Origin of the sequence: Nitrosomonas sp. H1_AOB3, assembly GCF_015709435.1 — a bacterium.
GTDB classification, from domain to species: Bacteria; Pseudomonadota; Gammaproteobacteria; order Burkholderiales; family Nitrosomonadaceae; genus Nitrosomonas; species Nitrosomonas europaea.
The window spans coordinates 2,616,476-2,632,011 of the sequence record NZ_CP054389.1 but is presented as its reverse complement, the minus strand read 5'-3'; the positions used below and the strand labels follow the sequence as shown (position 1 = coordinate 2,632,011).

General features: G+C 48.7%; 16 protein-coding genes. 5 read left to right on the top strand and 11 right to left on the bottom strand.

Annotated elements, in window-relative coordinates:
• Positions 1 to 33: 33 nt before the first annotated feature.
• The 5 genes from thrS to HRU73_RS12295 all read right to left on the bottom strand — a co-directional run bounded on the left by thrS (position 34) and on the right by HRU73_RS12295 (position 6,537).
• Positions 34 to 1,941, bottom strand: coding sequence for a threonine--tRNA ligase (thrS, locus tag HRU73_RS12315; RefSeq protein ID WP_011111567.1), 1,908 nt, complete (start codon positions 1,939 to 1,941; stop codon positions 34 to 36).
• A gap of 310 nt (positions 1,942 to 2,251) precedes the next feature.
• Positions 2,252 to 2,953, bottom strand: coding sequence for a NapC/NirT family cytochrome c (locus HRU73_RS12310; protein WP_276818590.1), 702 nt, complete (start codon positions 2,951 to 2,953; stop codon positions 2,252 to 2,254).
• Between the two features lie 2 nt (positions 2,954 to 2,955).
• Entirely contained in the window at positions 2,956 to 3,663 is a 708-nt protein-coding gene (gene cycA / locus HRU73_RS12305; protein WP_011111569.1) for a cytochrome c-550 CycA, read from the bottom strand.
• A 55-nt stretch (positions 3,664 to 3,718) separates the two neighbouring features.
• Positions 3,719 to 4,828 carry a hydroxylamine oxidation protein HaoB gene (gene haoB, locus HRU73_RS12300; protein WP_287398410.1) on the bottom strand — a complete coding sequence of 370 codons (1,110 nt, stop codon included), beginning with the start codon at positions 4,826 to 4,828 and terminating at the stop codon, positions 3,719 to 3,721.
• Positions 4,825 to 6,537 carry a multiheme c-type cytochrome gene (locus tag HRU73_RS12295; RefSeq protein ID WP_287398411.1) on the bottom strand — a complete coding sequence of 571 codons (1,713 nt, stop codon included), beginning with the start codon at positions 6,535 to 6,537 and terminating at the stop codon, positions 4,825 to 4,827. The genes haoB and HRU73_RS12295 overlap by 4 nt, the downstream gene beginning before the upstream one ends.
• A 306-nt stretch (positions 6,538 to 6,843) precedes the next feature.
• Between HRU73_RS12295 and mnmA the strand changes: the two genes are divergently transcribed.
• Positions 6,844 to 7,932, top strand: a complete 1,089-nt coding sequence (gene mnmA, locus HRU73_RS12290) for a tRNA 2-thiouridine(34) synthase MnmA (protein WP_287398851.1) — start codon at positions 6,844 to 6,846, stop codon at positions 7,930 to 7,932.
• Positions 7,933 to 7,934: 2 nt separating this feature from the next.
• Here mnmA and HRU73_RS12285 read toward each other — a convergent pair whose 3' ends face one another.
• Both HRU73_RS12285 and HRU73_RS12280 read right to left on the bottom strand, forming a co-directional pair.
• Positions 7,935 to 9,071, bottom strand: a complete 1,137-nt coding sequence (locus HRU73_RS12285) for a PilT/PilU family type 4a pilus ATPase (protein ID WP_287398850.1) — start codon at positions 9,069 to 9,071, stop codon at positions 7,935 to 7,937.
• Positions 9,072 to 9,087: 16 nt separating this feature from the next.
• Complete coding sequence (locus tag HRU73_RS12280; RefSeq protein WP_276679084.1) at positions 9,088 to 10,131, bottom strand: type IV pilus twitching motility protein PilT; 1,044 nt, start codon at positions 10,129 to 10,131, stop codon at positions 9,088 to 9,090.
• Positions 10,132 to 10,327: 196 nt separating this feature from the next.
• On the opposite strand from HRU73_RS12280, the gene HRU73_RS12275 reads away from it, so the two are divergent.
• Positions 10,328 to 11,044 (top strand): YggS family pyridoxal phosphate-dependent enzyme, encoded by a 717-nt coding sequence (locus HRU73_RS12275; protein WP_011111575.1) that lies wholly within the window; start codon positions 10,328 to 10,330, stop codon positions 11,042 to 11,044.
• Here the strand turns inward: HRU73_RS12275 and HRU73_RS12270 are convergent.
• The 4 genes from HRU73_RS12270 to HRU73_RS12255 are packed head-to-tail and all read right to left on the bottom strand — an operon-like array spanning position 11,013 to position 13,639.
• Positions 11,013 to 11,282, bottom strand: coding sequence for a YfhL family 4Fe-4S dicluster ferredoxin (locus HRU73_RS12270; protein ID WP_276679088.1), 270 nt, complete (start codon positions 11,280 to 11,282; stop codon positions 11,013 to 11,015). The genes HRU73_RS12275 and HRU73_RS12270 overlap by 32 nt on opposite strands.
• A 19-nt stretch (positions 11,283 to 11,301) precedes the next feature.
• Entirely contained in the window at positions 11,302 to 11,781 is a 480-nt protein-coding gene (gene coaD / locus HRU73_RS12265; RefSeq protein WP_287398849.1) for a pantetheine-phosphate adenylyltransferase, read from the bottom strand.
• Complete coding sequence (rsmD, locus tag HRU73_RS12260) at positions 11,774 to 12,325, bottom strand: 16S rRNA (guanine(966)-N(2))-methyltransferase RsmD (RefSeq protein ID WP_287400081.1); 552 nt, start codon at positions 12,323 to 12,325, stop codon at positions 11,774 to 11,776. The genes coaD and rsmD overlap by 8 nt, the downstream gene beginning before the upstream one ends.
• Before the next feature lie 9 nt (positions 12,326 to 12,334).
• Positions 12,335 to 13,639, bottom strand: a complete 1,305-nt coding sequence (locus HRU73_RS12255; RefSeq protein ID WP_287398848.1) for a M16 family metallopeptidase — start codon at positions 13,637 to 13,639, stop codon at positions 12,335 to 12,337.
• A 154-nt stretch (positions 13,640 to 13,793) separates the two neighbouring features.
• On the opposite strand from HRU73_RS12255, the gene HRU73_RS12250 reads away from it, so the two are divergent.
• The 3 genes from HRU73_RS12250 to HRU73_RS12240 all read left to right on the top strand — a co-directional run bounded on the left by HRU73_RS12250 (position 13,794) and on the right by HRU73_RS12240 (position 15,476).
• On the top strand, positions 13,794 to 14,213 hold the full coding sequence (locus HRU73_RS12250) for a VOC family protein (RefSeq protein WP_011111580.1): 420 nt from the start codon (positions 13,794 to 13,796) through the stop codon (positions 14,211 to 14,213).
• 30 nt (positions 14,214 to 14,243) lie between these two features.
• Positions 14,244 to 14,642 (top strand): DUF7079 family protein, encoded by a 399-nt coding sequence (locus HRU73_RS12245; RefSeq protein WP_011111581.1) that lies wholly within the window; start codon positions 14,244 to 14,246, stop codon positions 14,640 to 14,642.
• 174 nt (positions 14,643 to 14,816) lie between these two features.
• Positions 14,817 to 15,476, top strand: a complete 660-nt coding sequence (locus HRU73_RS12240) for a hypothetical protein (RefSeq protein ID WP_281871511.1) — start codon at positions 14,817 to 14,819, stop codon at positions 15,474 to 15,476.
• The last annotated feature ends 60 nt before the right edge of the window (positions 15,477 to 15,536 follow it).

The following is a 15,536-nucleotide window of genomic DNA, read 5'->3' as shown; positions in this document are numbered from 1 at the left end:
TACCCTCCTCCGCAAATTCATTAAAATCAATTACTATAATCTTTTAGCTATTTCTTCCTGAGCACGAACAACGAAACTTTCAACAGACATCGCTCCGTAATCCTGACCTGCTCGCCCTCGTACGGTAACTGTCCTGTTTTCCATTTCCTTATCCCCGACTACCATCAAATAAGGAATTTTCTGCATGCTATGCTCGCGAATTTTATAGCTTATTTTCTCATTTCTCAAGTCTGAGCTGGCACGTATACCACTTTGCTTGAGTTCATCTGTAATCAACTGAGCATATTCAGCTTGATTTCTTGAAATATTCAGTATGATAACTTGCTCTGGAGAAAGCCATAAAGGTAGAGCACCTGCGTGATGCTCAATGAGAATACCGATGAAACGCTCCATAGATCCCAGAATGGCTCTATGCAACATTACAGGGATCTTTCTTGTATTGTCTTCTGCAATATACCCTGCACCAAGCCTTGCTGGCATAGAAAAATCCAGTTGCAAAGTGCCACATTGCCACTTGCGTCCAAGACTATCCTTCAATGTAAATTCGATCTTTGGGCCGTAAAAAGCTCCTTCGCCTGGTTGTACCTCCCAATTCAACTCTTTCTGATTCAAAGCGGTTGCCAGAGCAGTCTCGGCTTTATCCCATTGATCTTCCGTTCCGACTCTTTTGAGTGGACGTGTTGAAAGCTTTATCAGCGTTTCACTGAAACCGAAATTTATATACACCTGATTCAGCAGATCTATAAATTTTGTTACTTCTCCCAGAATCTGATCCTCTGTACAAAAAATATGAGCATCATCTTGTGTGAATGAACGGACACGCATAAGACCATGTAAAGCTCCAGATGCTTCATTCCGATGACAAGAACCAAACTCTGCCAGTCGAAGTGGCAAATCACGGTAACTTCTCAATCCATGATTGAACACCTGAACATGACCCGGACAATTCATCGGTTTAATAGCATAATGTCGATTCTCTGATTCCGTGATAAACATATTTTCACGAAAATTTTCCCAGTGACCAGAGCTCTCCCACAAAGATCTATCCAACACTTGAGGAGTACGAATTTCCACATACCCGTTCCCGGCAAGAGTCTGGCGCATATATTGTTCAATCTGCTGCCAGACAACCCATCCCTTAGGATGCCAATAAACCATTCCAGGAGCCTCTTCTTGTGTATGAAAAAGATCCAGCTGCTTACCAAGTTTGCGGTGATCACGTTTCTCGGCTTCCTCCAGACACCGCAGATAATTATTCTGCTCTTCATTACTTACCCACGCTGTTCCATATATCCTTTGCAGCATCTCATTTTTGGAGTCTCCACGCCAATAAGCGCCCGCTATCTTCATCAGCTTAAAGACTTTGATTTTTGATGTATAGGGCACATGCGGCCCACGACATAAATCCGTGAAATCACCTTGTGAATACAAGGAAACAGGCTCGTTATCTGGAATCGATTCAATTATCTGAGCTTTATAGTGTTCTCCAATATCTTTAAAAAAATTAATTGCCCTGGATCGATCCCATACTTTTCGCTCAATTTTCAATGCTCTCTTGCTAATCTCTTGCATTCTTTTTTCTATAGCTACCAGATCTTCAGGTGTAAATGGCCGCTCATAAGAAAAATCATAATAAAATCCATTCTCGATGACTGGCCCGATAGTAACTTGTGTTCCCGGAAATAATTCCTTAACAGCATGTGCCAATAGATGCGCACAAGAATGACGAATGATCTCCAGACCCTCAGAATCCTTATCTGTTATCAGCACCAAATCGCTGTCTGTCTCTATCTGTTCTGACAGATCCACCAGCTTGCCGTTTAACTTGCCAGCCAGTGCAGCACGTGCTAATCCTGGGCTGATAGATTCAGCAACCTCCCTCACAGTTACGGAATTATCAAACACCCTGTCTGTACCATCCGGCAAACGAACAACTGTCACTTATTTACCCCACAACTTGAACAAATCTTAAACAAACATAGATATACGGAAGCTGGTTATAGATTTAAACAGCAAAATACTCAATCTAACCTTACATACTCATGTGCCGGTCGCTATAAATCAGTATATCGACCAGTAGCAGCTATGATTTGCTTACAAATAACCTAAATACTATTTACGGAATTGGTTACCCCAAATTGAATTTTTTACTAGCCGCCATACTAATATAAAACCCGCGAAGCCTAAAAATAGAACCTCCGCGGGTCTCAGTGTACATCAAGCAAGCAATAGCTACTACATTGCAACTTACTTACTCATCGTTGTTATCGTCTTCGTCGTCGCTGTTGTCACTGGAGGAAGCGGATTCGCTGTCGCTGCTGTCGTCAGCTTCTTCGGTTTCTTCATCTTCGTCCTCATCAGCTTCTTCATCATCCCCATCATCTTCCGGTTTCAATACCAGCTTGCCTTGAGCAATACTTGCATTCAAATCCGTCATCGGAACTTCTTCATGCACCAGATTCTGATGACAATCTATACAGGTCGCCCCTTCTGTTTCCATCTTTTTATGTTCAGCCTGAGCGCTCTCTCCAGGAGGTGCCGGCTTCTTATGACAGGTGCGGCAGGTGATACTGTCCCATTTCTTGAGATTCATTCTCGCATCATGAGCCATCTCCAGTCTTCTTTCATTAAACTTCTCCAGGGTGGAGTAGTCGTTGACCAGCTCCAGATACAGTTCTCTGGCACCATCTATCGCGTGTGTCGCTACCGCAAGATGGAAATTCTCTATTCCCTGAGGAATATGACAGTCCTTGCATCCCGGGTTAACACCCAGCGCACCATAGTGAGTGGATTGCTTCAACTCGGCTTGCGGATAAGTCATGGAATGACAGCTGGTGCAGAATTCTTCGGTCGATAATGCCGCTTCTCCACCAAAGACAACAGCCACCAAGACTATACCCAGCAGTGCTCCTGTCAACAGAGTACCAATCGATCCTTTTTGCAGTCTGGTCATCACTATTTTCCTTTTTTGGCGGGTTTGGCACTGGCCTGGAATTCATCATGGAATTTGAATTTCGGCTCTCCTTCAAATACGCCTTCCAGTTTGTAATGTTCATGCATGGCTTTGACTTCCTTGACCATTTCATCAAACTTGAAGGTGTATTTCGCATCCACTTCCGGTGTAAACGGGGTGTAAGGCGCTTTGGCTCCTTTCCACGGTGAACCTTCGTAGTTCAGATGGCACGCACTGCAGCGTTCTTCAAAGTGAAAGTCCTGGCCTTTCTTTGCCAGATCTTTGCGAGGCGTTTTCTTGCCCGATTTCTCAAAGGCCTGTCCGCTCTTACGATGATCTCCCCGGAAGTTACGTCCAGGTCCATGGCAGGATTCACAGCCTACACCCGTCAGCATCGGTTTGGGCGATTCGATCGTATAGCCCCCTTTCTGACCAAATCCATCCACGTGACAACCTACGCAGTCTTTGTCCTGGGTGTAGTCCTTGGCCGGATCCAGTTTGGCTTTCTGTTTGGCTTCTTTCTTGACATTGGGCTTGAGCGATTCCATCGCTTTGGCATGCGCTGTGTCTTTCCACGATTGCGCCTGGGCTTTGTGACAGGAACTGCATTTCTTGCGGCCTTCAAACGGGGCGTCTGCTGCCAGACTTTGTCCACTCGTCAGTGTGAACAAAGCTGCAGCAACCAGCCCGCAGGCTATCATTATTTTCATGGTCTCTCCTCTCATTGATGTTTGAACACGGGTTACATTTCGTTTTCCCAGTTCGTCATTGTACCTGATCGACCGAAACGGTTGAATCCGTCGTTTCATTAGAGTCTTTTCCCGACTGCAAAGTATTGTGCGCCGGTGCTTTTGCTGTCAGATGATATACCCAGTATCCGCCTTGCTGGTAGATCAGTCGCGGTGAGGTGCGTTCCACCGGCGATGGCTGGCTGGTAAACGGCAGCAGTTTCGCCAGCAGGGTGTCATAGCTTGCTTCGTCGATCAGGAAGAAAGCACGGATGAGTTCGTCCGACAGTGATTGCAGGGTGTAGGTGTAGTAACCGCGGGTACGCATTTCGGTCTTCAGGTGGCTGATCATGCCATGCAGGTTGCCGGTCATGCGGTAGTGCTTGTAGGCAATGCCGAATTTGTCCGGGTACATCAGGCCGAGTTTGTACAGGTCGCTGACGTGTACGATGAGGTAGGTGTCCCGCGTGCCGGCAAGTTGTCGCAGGTCGTCCAGTCCGTTTGCCGGCGGATTCACCAGGCTTTGTGCAAAGCGCATGAACAATTCCTGTTCCTGTGGGTCAGCCGGGGTGCCAGCCTGCTGGTTTTCATACGCGCGAATGGCTTGTTCATGGGGCTGCCATTCCAGCGGGATGATCAGGGGTTCGTGTAACGGGGTATGAAACAGTACATCCCGTCCGGTGAGCAGGGCCAGTTGGCGTGAGGTGTCCCACCAGCCCAGCAGCAGGGCATCACGGGAGGCGTGTTTGTCGATCGCAGCTGCAAGAGCACTCAGTTCGGATGCTTTCTGGTCCAGTGCCAGGAGGGGTTCTCTCGTCTGGTTCTTCCAGTTGAGCAGTACTTGCGGTTGATTTGCGCGCTGGCCAAACCAGGCTTGTGCAACCGGTTGTTCAGTACCTTCGACATGGATGTCGTACTGGCTGATAGTGAGATCAGGCCAGGTGTCCAGTTCCAGTTCGGGAAATTCACTGACATTGCCAGTGGTTACCTGTTGATAACGATACGGCGCTGTGTCCGGAGTCAGTACCAGCCAGGTATACCAGGTCAGTAAAACCAAACCTCCCGTCACCAGTAATATCCCCAGTGACGGGAGGAGTCGGCCGGACCAGCGTGTCTGTGCACGCCGGTCGGTTGTCAGTGCGGTCAAGCTCGGGTCTGCTTACGCTTGCGCCAGCCGATCAGAGCAAGGGCTCCTGCCAGCAACATACCACCACCCAGGCCTCCCAGGGAGATTTTCTCTCCGGTTCCCTTGAGGTCGAGCAGACTGGTCTGCTTGCCTTCCAGTTTGTTTACACGGGCCTGCAGGGCTGACAGTTCCTGCATTTTGGTGTATTCGTCCTGGATTTCAACATAGGCACGGTTCATCGGACCCCAGCCTTCAGTGTAGGTCCAGCCACCCGGATTGACGTGAGCCAGTCCAACGTGCATCTTGGCCAGGTTGTTTTCTGCCATTTCCAGAACTTTCAGTTCGAGTGAGGCAGGGTTGTTGCCTTTCGACCAGAACAGCTGGGTGAAGATACCAAATCCAGGTTTCTCCGGTTCCGGCGGATTCGGACGGTTGGTCTTCTGTCCGGTCAGGGTGCCGTCTTCATACATTTTGTGTACGATTGCGTTCGCTTCCTGGTATTTGGCCAGCCCTTCCAGGGTGCCTTTGTCCATCAGATCCAGGTAGGAGCGGGCAAACCGTTCCGAGTGACACTGGGTGCAGGTCAGTACCCAGGAGTCCAGACGGGCTTCCGACCAGTCGCTGGTGATATTCTCTGCAATGCCCGGAACGAACGGGTAGTTCGCCCAGCGAGTCTTGCGGGTGATGTTGTGGGTGTATTCTCCTTCGTATTCCATGTGGCAGGCTGCACAGGTCGGTGCATTCTGTCCACCTTTGGAGAAGGCGTCCTTGAGACGGACTTCCCAGTTCCATTTGTCACGGTTCATTTCGGCAAGTTTGCCATGCTTGGACATGGTGTACGCTTCCCAGTTGTTGTGATCCACCCCGCTGTGGCAGGTGGCACAGGCTTCCGGTTTGCGCGATTCTGCCGCCGAGAATTCATGACGGGTATGACAGTTGTCACATTTGTTCTGGTTGGTGTGACACATGGTGCAGCCTTCGGCAACTTCACGTTGCGGCATCGCCGCCCAGACAGTGGTCTCGATGTTGGCGGTGTAGTCCAGTGCGTGGGAGGGGCGTCCGGCAGGCCATTGGTCGTTCGGCCAGACCATGGTGTCCCGTTCCGATTCACGTTCGGCAAATTCTCTTAAGTGACAAGTTCCGCAGGTGTCCGCCGTCGGCATGCGGATGTCTTTGGTGTGATCTACCTTGTCTTTTTTGTTGATGTCAGCGTGACAGTCAATACAGCCTACTTCCTTGAGGGTTTCTTTTTCACCAAGCTTGCCCATCGAGCGCAGGTTGTTTTCAACTTCTTCCAGCTTCCCTTTCTTGTAATACAGCGGGTCATCCGATTTGAGATTGCGGATCTTGTCAAGATTGGCGTGGGTGCTGCGCTTCCAGGCTCTTACCCATACCGGGGTCTCGTCCGAGTGACATTCCACACAGTCTTTGCGTTCCGCAACTTCTTTGGGTGATACCGGTGGTTTATAAAAAGTATTGGGATCCATGTATATACTGATCGCTATCGGCTCCCAGTAATCTCCCATCGTCCCTTTCCCCGCTCCATGCGCCGGGTCCTTGTAACGCTTGACCAGCGCTTCATACGTCTCTTTCGGGGTCGCCTTACCTCGATCCAGCTTCAACGCATCATACGTCTCGTCCGGTACCGTCGATATGTCCGCATGAACCACCCCGCACATCATCAACCCCGCACAGAGCAATAACCCCCTCATCCACTCCCCTATTCTCATCTCTCTCCTCCGTAATCTACCTGTTCGTCGGCTTTTACCAGATACAAAACAATAACCGGTTACCCGATCCCTCTCAGGTAACCAGCTTTATCTACTCCTAATCACTTACTACTCATCTTCTCAAGACTACTTCCTCAGCAGGGCTAAGTCAAGATTTTAAAATTACGTATAAAGCAAAAACTTTACCCGTCTTTATTAATGATCAGCCGAAATCACCGGACAAAAAGCAGCAATTTCAGCATCAGATGATTAGTGTTATGCCTGAAGCAAGGTAAAATTACCAGATATGTTTTTTCGGTCGATGAGATGAATAAATCACGTGTAGTTGTTGGTATGTCCGGCGGAGTAGATTCATCCGTTGCCGCTTTGTTACTCAAGCAGCAAGGTTACGATGTAACAGGGCTCTTCATGAAAAACTGGGAAGAAGATGACACTGATGAATACTGCTCTTCTCGTCAGGATTTTCTTGACGCCGCCTCTGTAGCAGACATTCTTGACATACCACTGGAAGTGGTAAATTTTTCAGCTGAATACCGGGAACGAGTTTTCAATCTGTTTCTGGATGAATATCAGGCGGGGCGCACACCCAATCCGGATGTGCTGTGTAATAGCGAGATCAAGTTCAGAGCATTTCTCGATCATGCACTCAATCTGGGCGCCGATTGGATTGCAACTGGCCATTATGCACAGGTGCATGAAACAGATGGCTTGTTTCAGTTACTTAAGGGTGAAGATGGCAACAAGGACCAGAGTTATTTTCTCTACCGTCTGAATCAGCAACAGCTGTCACACACAATTTTTCCCATTGGCCATCTCTACAAGCGAGAGGTTCGCAAAATCGCGCGTGAACATCGGTTACCCAATTCCACCAAAAAGGACAGCACTGGAATTTGTTTCATTGGTGAACGTCCTTTTCGTGAATTTCTCAACCGATATCTACCTGCCAATCCAGGTGAAATCCATACCCTGGATGACCAAGTCGTGGGAGAACATCAGGGAGTAATGTACTACACCATCGGGCAAAGGCAGGGACTGGGGATTGGTGGCACCCGCCAGGGCAGTGAACAGCCGTGGTTTGTATCAGGAAAGGATATTAAAAAAAATGTGTTATACGTAGTACAAGGACACGACCACCCTGCACTACTGCGTTCTTCGCTGACTGCCGCGGATCTTTCCTGGATCAGCGGTACCTCTCCTCATCAGAACTGGGTTTATGCAGCTAAAATCCGTTATCGTCAAACAGATGCACCCTGCGCAATTACCCACTTTGAACATGACTCCTGTCAGATTGGTTTTGCAGCGCCACAATGGGGAATCACACCCGGACAATCGGTAGTAGTCTACGAAAGCAAGGTTTGTCTGGGTGGCGGCGTAATTATCGGCAGCAATGACTAATATCAGGTAATCGTCAGATGTTCGATATTCGTCTCTGCACTGATTTTCCGGGCTTCTGATCCGTGCAATTTGATTTGCAGCCTCAATTCATTCATGGAATCAGCATTACGAAGTGCATCTTCATAGGAAATCGTGCCATTCTCATAGAGTTCAAACAGCGCCATATCAAAAGTTTGCATCCCCAGTTCACTTGATTTTTTCATGATTTCCTTGATTTCATGCACATTTCCCTTGAATATCAGATCAGAAATCAGTGGAGAATTGAGCATTACTTCGATTGCCGCAGCACGCCCGCTGCCTGATTTTTTGGGAATCAGCCTTTGCGCGACCAATGCCCGCATATTCAGTGACAGGTCCATCAGCAACTGAGCACGCCGTTCTTCCGGGAAGAAATTAATAATGCGATCAAGCGCCTGATTGGCGCTGTTTGCATGCAGGGTACCCATACACAAATGCCCGGTCTCAGCAAAAGCAATGGCGTGCTCCATTGTTTCTCGATCCCGGATTTCACCAATCAGAATGACATCGGGCGCCTGCCGCAATGTATTCTTCAATGCAGCTTCCCACGATTCCGTATCAACTCCGACTTCCCGCTGGGTAACGACACAATTGATATGTTCATGTACAAATTCAACCGGATCTTCAATAGTGATGATATGGCCATGGCTATTCTGGTTGCGATGGCCAATCAGTGCCGCCATCGAGGTGGATTTTCCCGAGCCGGTTCCACCGACAAAAATCACCAGACCACGTTTGCTCATGACGACTTCTTTCAGAACCTGCGGCAGCCCAAGATCATCGAAATTTGGAATCTTCGTGGTGATCGTCCGCAAAACGATTCCTGTTCGTTGCTGTTGTACGAAAGTATTGACGCGAAAACGGCCGATTCCTTCTGGATGAATTGCAAAATTACATTCCTTGCTGGACTCGAACTCCACCGCCTGTTTATCGTTCATGATGGCACGCGCCAGCGCTGCAGTATGGGCAGAAGAAAGTGGCTGCTGTGTGACAGGTGTCATTTTGCCGTCTATCTTCATTGCCGGAGGATAACCGGCCGTAATGAACAAATCTGAAGCCTTTTTACTAAGCATCAGCCGCAGTAAATCGTGCATAAATTTGAGTGCCTGTTCTTTTTCCATAATAAATTCTGTCCGCTCAACCACGGAAATTATCTTTGTTCATAGCTTTGGTACGCGCTTCTGCCGCTGAAATGACGCCACGCTTCACCAGATCTGTCAGATTCTGATCGAGTGTTTGCATCCCGACTCCCTGACCAGTCTGGATAGCCGAATACATCTGCGCTACTTTTCCTTCCCGGATAAGGTTACGGATAGCCGGTGTACCGATCATGATTTCATGAGCAGCCACCCGACCCTTACCATCCTTTGTTTTCAGCAGTGCCTGAGAAATAACGGCACGCAGTGATTCGGACAGCATCGCACGCACCATTTCCTTCTCCTCCGCCGGAAACACGTCAATAATCCTGTCGATGGTCTTGGCAGCCGAACTGGTATGCAGCGTACCAAAAACCAGATGACCGGTTTCCGCCGCAGTCATGGCCAGACGAATTGTCTCCAGATCCCGCATTTCGCCCACCAGAATGATGTCCGGATCTTCCCTCAAAGCCGCACGCAGAGCATTGCTGAAACTGTGTGTATCTCGCCCGACCTCCCGCTGATTGATCAGACATTTCTTGCTTTCGTGTACAAATTCGATCGGATCCTCCAAAGTCAGTATGTGGCCATACTGGTTCTCATTGATGTCATTGATCATGGCTGCAAGCGTGGTGGATTTACCGGATCCGGTCGGTCCCGTAACAAGCACCACACCGCGTGGTTGTTGCGCAATTTCAGCAAATATTTTTGGCGCCTTCAGTTCTTCGAGTGTCAGCACTCTGGACGGAATGGTACGCAGCACCGAAGCTGCTCCCCGCTGAGTATTGAAAGCGTTGACACGAAAACGTGCCAGATCGGGGATAGCAAACGAAAAATCGCACTCCAGATGTTCTTCATAATGCTTGCGCTGACTATCGTTCATAATGTCATACACCATGTCATGCACGTCTTTGTGCTCCAGCGCAGGGAGATTGATGCGCCGGATTTCCCCGTGCACCCGGATCATAGGCGGCATACCGGCAGACAAATGAAGGTCGGAAGCGTTATTCTTGACCACAAATGAGAGTAACTCTACTATATTCATCCGGTGTGTTCCTTTTACCACGTTGAACGTTGATCGGTTGATACCGGCTGCTGGTAATGTTTTCTGACCCCAGACAGTCGGCTGATCTAACTAGAACGGAAAAAACAGGCCGGGATTAAATATATTTCCGGAATACCGGTAAATTTTCTGGCAGTAATACCGGATCACCCGTTTCTTCAATTTCACTTATCCAACCATGACCACAATCGCCTCACGCCTGCAGAATGTCAAAAACCGTATCATTGAAGCCGCAAAAAAAGCGGGGCGTGATCCGGAAAGCGTTCAGCTGCTGGCAGCCAGCAAAACCAATACGCCGGATAAACTGCGTGAAGCCTGGGAAGCAGGGCAAACCGTATTCGGTGAAAATTACCTGCAGGAAGGTCTGGTCAAAATCCGCGCACTGTCAGACCTGCCAATCGAATGGCATTTCATCGGTCCGATTCAAAGCAACAAAACCAAACTGATTGCCGAGAATTTTTCCTGGGTACACGGAATCGATCGGGAAAAAATCGCAACCCGCCTTTCAGCAGCACGGCCGGAATCGTTACCACCGCTGCAAGTCTGTGTGCAGGTAAATGTAAGTGGAGAAATCACCAAGAGTGGAGTGGATCCGGAAAAAGCTGCGGAATTGGCCGCCTTCGTCAGCGAGCAGCCACGCCTTCAGTTACGCGGAATCATGGCGGTTCCGGAACTCACTGCCGTAACCGCACTGCAACGTGAACAGTTTCAGATGATGCGGGAAGTTTACGAACAATTGCAGCAGCAAGGTTTCAATCTGGATACGTTGTCAATGGGAATGTCGGAAGATCTGGAAAATGCCATCGCAGAAGGCGCCACGATGGTAAGAATAGGCACCGCGATTTTTGGTCCGCGGCGTTACGCTATCCCTGAGGAACTCGGTTCGCGCCAGTAGTCAGAAACTGGTATTTCTCCATCAGTTGCTCGCGATTCTCAACCCTGTCCGGATCACCCACGATGCAACTGACCGGACAAACTTCCACGCATTGTGGCGTATTGTAATGTCCCACACACTCTGTACACAGATCCGGGTCGATTTCGTAAATTTCCTCACCCTGTGAAATTGCCCGGTTAGGACATTCGGGTTCACACACGTCACAATTGATACACTCATCGGTAATAATCAGCGCCATTTCTTTCACTCTCCAGTATTCATTTTTTTCGCTTTTCATAAAGCCGTTCAGCTACGAGCGGGTGCACAAACTTGCTTGCGTCCCCGCCGAGACGTGCGATTTCACGCACGATAGTGGCTGAAATAAACATATATTGCTCCGATGGCGTCAGAAAAATGGTTTCCACATCAGGATACAAACTGCGATTCATCCCGGCCAGCTGAAACTCGTACTCGAAATCGGATACTGCCCGCAAACCGCGCACAATGACATGCGCCTGCTGCTGCCGGGTAAATTCCATCAGCAGACCGGAAAATCCCGTTACTTCAACGTTGGCATATCCGGCCAGAACTGCTCTGGCCATTTCCACTCGCTCTTCCAGTGAAAAACAGGGAGATTTTCCGCTGTTGGCAGCAACCGCGACAACTACCTGATCAAATAATCTCGACGCACGCTGGATCAGATCTTCATGTCCCCGTGTAATCGGATCAAAAGTACCAGGGTAAATAACTTTATCCATCAGAATTAAGATTCAACAAACAGTAATGAACATGACTTGCCCGGCCCTGTTTCCAGATCGACCAGGTATCATCTGGCAGCAGCTTGTCGCTGCTTTCAACATAAACCACACCCTCTTCCTCCAACTTTGCTGGCAATAATGGCAATACTTCAGCCAGCAACCCGGATTTAAACGGAGGATCAACAAAAATGACATCATAGCGCTCTGAATCAGCAGTAAGAAACATCCGGGCATCAACGTGCTCAAGCTTTACCTGTGAAGCGCCCAGCTTCTCGATCGAGCAGTGGAGATTGCGAACAGCTTTCATGTTCTGCTCGATCATGGTCACCTGTTTCGCGCCTCGCGAAGCAGCTTCAAATCCCAGTGCACCACTGCCGGCAAACAGATCCAGGCAGATTTTTCCTGTCAGATCCTGCCCCAGCCAGTTGAACAATGTTTCCCGAACACGATCAGGTGTCGGCCGGAGCAGCTCATCATCGGCAAACTGAATCAACCTGCTGCGCCACTGGCCACCAATAATACGGATTCTGTCTGCCTTCACTATGCAAAAGCGTTAGTCTGCCGCACCCACGACTACCGTTACCATACCGGTCGGATCAATCCGGCGTTTAAATGCGTCCCTGATCTGCGCGACAGTCACCTTTTCCACCGCCTTGACATAATCTTCCAGATAAATCAGTGGCAAATCATAAAAACCGATAACCCCAAGATATCCGAGAATTTTCTGATTACTGTCGATACGCAAAGGAAACCCTCCCACGATATTCTGCCTGGCAGCCTGCAACTCTTCTTCGGTCGGTCCCTGTTCAACAAAATCCCTGAGCGTTTTCTGTGTCAACTGCAAGGCCTGTTCCGCCTGTTCCTTTTTTGTCTGCAAACCGATTTCAAATGGCCCTTTTTCCTGGTATGGCGCAAACGTACTGTAAACACTATATGCCAGCCCGCGCGTTTCACGAATTTCATTCATCAATCGGGAAACGAACCCACCCCCTCCCAGAATGTAATTACCCACCAGTAGAGGAAAATAATCAGGATCCTTACGACTCAACCCGGGGTAGGCAATCTGGATATGACTTTGCGTGGCCGGATGAGCAATCTTCTGGATGATCGGAACAGGGTTTTCAACAGGTGGCAAAGTTTTATACGTTTTCCCAGTCGGAAGATTTCTGGTCAGCATCTCTGCGATACGGGCAGCTTCATCCCGTTTGATATCCCCTATCATTGCAATGATTGCATTGCCAGCTGTGTAATGCGCACGGTAAAAATCAACCAGATCCTGTCGCCGCAACGCTGCAAGCGCATCCGGTTCTCCCGACTCACGCAAACCATAAGGATGCTTGCCATACAGCAATTTCATCAGTGTCCGGTCAGCAATGACCTCTGGTTTGGTATCCGCTTCCTTGAGGGCTGCGATAATACGAGCACGTTCCCGTTCCAGAATCTTTTCAAGAAATTCAGGGCGTTGAACGATCTGCGCCAAAACATCCAGCGCACGCACGCGCTCCTGCTGATGGCTCAATGTCCGCAGTGACAGTCCTGCCCGATCCAGATCAAATGTTCCACCCAGCCTCGCTCCGACATCCGCCAGTGTCTCGGCAATCTGATCTTCTGACAGACCACCTGCCCCCATACTCATCAGCCGTTGCACCAGTCCGGCGCGGCCGGAAGTTTCTGCCGTATCGGTACTGCTGCCTGCCGGAAATTCAATACTGAGATCGAGTATTGGCAAATCATGATTCTCGACGAAATAGACCTGCGCCCCGTTGGCTGTCTGCCAGTGCTGAATCGGCAAGAACGCCAGCGCCCACTGCGCATATAACCCCACCCAGAACATGATCAAAAACTGTAGAAATCGCATATACCCTCTTACCGTAAATTAAGCATCCAATGCATGAAACATTGTATGCCAATGCAGGATAAATCAAAGATCCCTTAACAATCAAACTGCCAGATTCATCGAAAAAGGTTTACGATAAGCAAACCAGATTGATACCAGCTGAAAGGAGAACACAATGACTACCCCATATGTTCAACCTTACCTGTTTTTCGGCGGTCGCTGTGAAGAGGCACTCGAATTCTACCGTACCACCCTCGGCGCACAGGTGGATATGCTCATGCGCCACAAAGAAAGCCCGGAGTCGCCACCGCCCGGAATGCTTGCACCCGGCTTTGAAAACAAAATCATGCACGCCTCTTTTCACATCGGTGCCACCACGCTGATGGCTTCCGACGGATGCGGAGAAGACAGTCATTTCGATGGCTTCTCACTTTCTCTGACTGTACCGACGGAGGCTGAGGCCGATCGCACATTTGCCGCTCTCGCCGAGGGCGGTCAGGTACGTATGCCACTCACGAAGACTTTCTGGTCATCACGTTTTGGTATGCTTACCGACCGCTTCGGTATCAGCTGGATGATCACTGTCCAGGAATGACGGTTTTATTTCAGGCACCCAAAATACGCCATGCTGTCCATCAAGCCAGCCGCTGAAGACCTTGCTGCCCGCCAGCCTGTATGGGAAGCACTGTCAGACATGTTCCTCGATACGGATACCTCTCTCTCACGGCAGTGGCGTGCCGATCAGCTTGCCAGATCACCTTACTCGATCGATCAGCTCGAGTTCATCCTCATAAACGAGGTATACCCGATATGCAAATACAACCTCCTGTCAGTGGCAGGTGAGTGGGCCGGGTTCGATCCAGAGTGGCTGAAGGAAAAAATCCTTCGTCACCTGGGTTCCCGGTTCCGGTTCTTGCATACGCTGAACCTGGGGTGCTTCACCGTGCATGCTTCAGTTGAATGGCATGCGACCAGGCATGCCATCCTCGCGGCTCGCAGTATTGGCACAAAGAATACAACCTGACACCCTTCACTCAACCAGATGCACATCTGTCAGGTACTGAAATTCATTTTGTGTATCCGATATCCATCTATGCCGTAAACAAATAAACCACCCAAAACGCAGAACTAAACAAAGATTTCACTTCGTTTTATTACCCGTTGAATCAAGCCTGGTGTTAAATATTAAGGAAGTTTTATGAAAAACATCGTAGCGCTACTAACCGTTTTTATCTTGTTTATGACTCAGTCAGCCAGCGCCGAGCTATACGATCCAGACGAAGTCCAGGTATATATCGTTCCAATGATTGACTTTCCCGAACCAGCCGCAGCACAGTTATCGAAAATTCTGTCTGATGATATGAAAATATGGGTAAAAAGCAGTGTCCGGCTGGGCGATTTAGAAGCTGCTACCTTACCCGGAACAAGACAACTGTCTGGAGACAGCGTCATTGAAAAATCTTATCCAATAGTCACAAGATTACCAGGATCATCTAAAAACACTGTTTATGTTCTTCTTACAACAAGGGATATCAACTCGGAAACCGGTGCTTTCCGATTTCAATTCTCAATGCATCACTCGGAAATGAGGGTTTCAGTTGTATCAATGGCCAGAATGATTGAATTTGCAGACGGTAAACCGGTAGTTAATCACCTTGTACTTAACAGGCTTTATAAGATGTGCAAGCGTGCAATTGGTGAGCAGTATTTTGGATGGAAACGGTCAACCGATATAAACGACATTATGTATTCACCGATAATGGGAATGCCTGATTTAGACAGAATAGGGATACACCATAAGGAAAACGATGATGAGAATGAAGTAGAACCAGTTGATAAAAACAGGATATCAATATAATAAATATAAATATTTACTGGCAAAAACAGAGTTGAATGAACAAATACAAATGGCCGACAG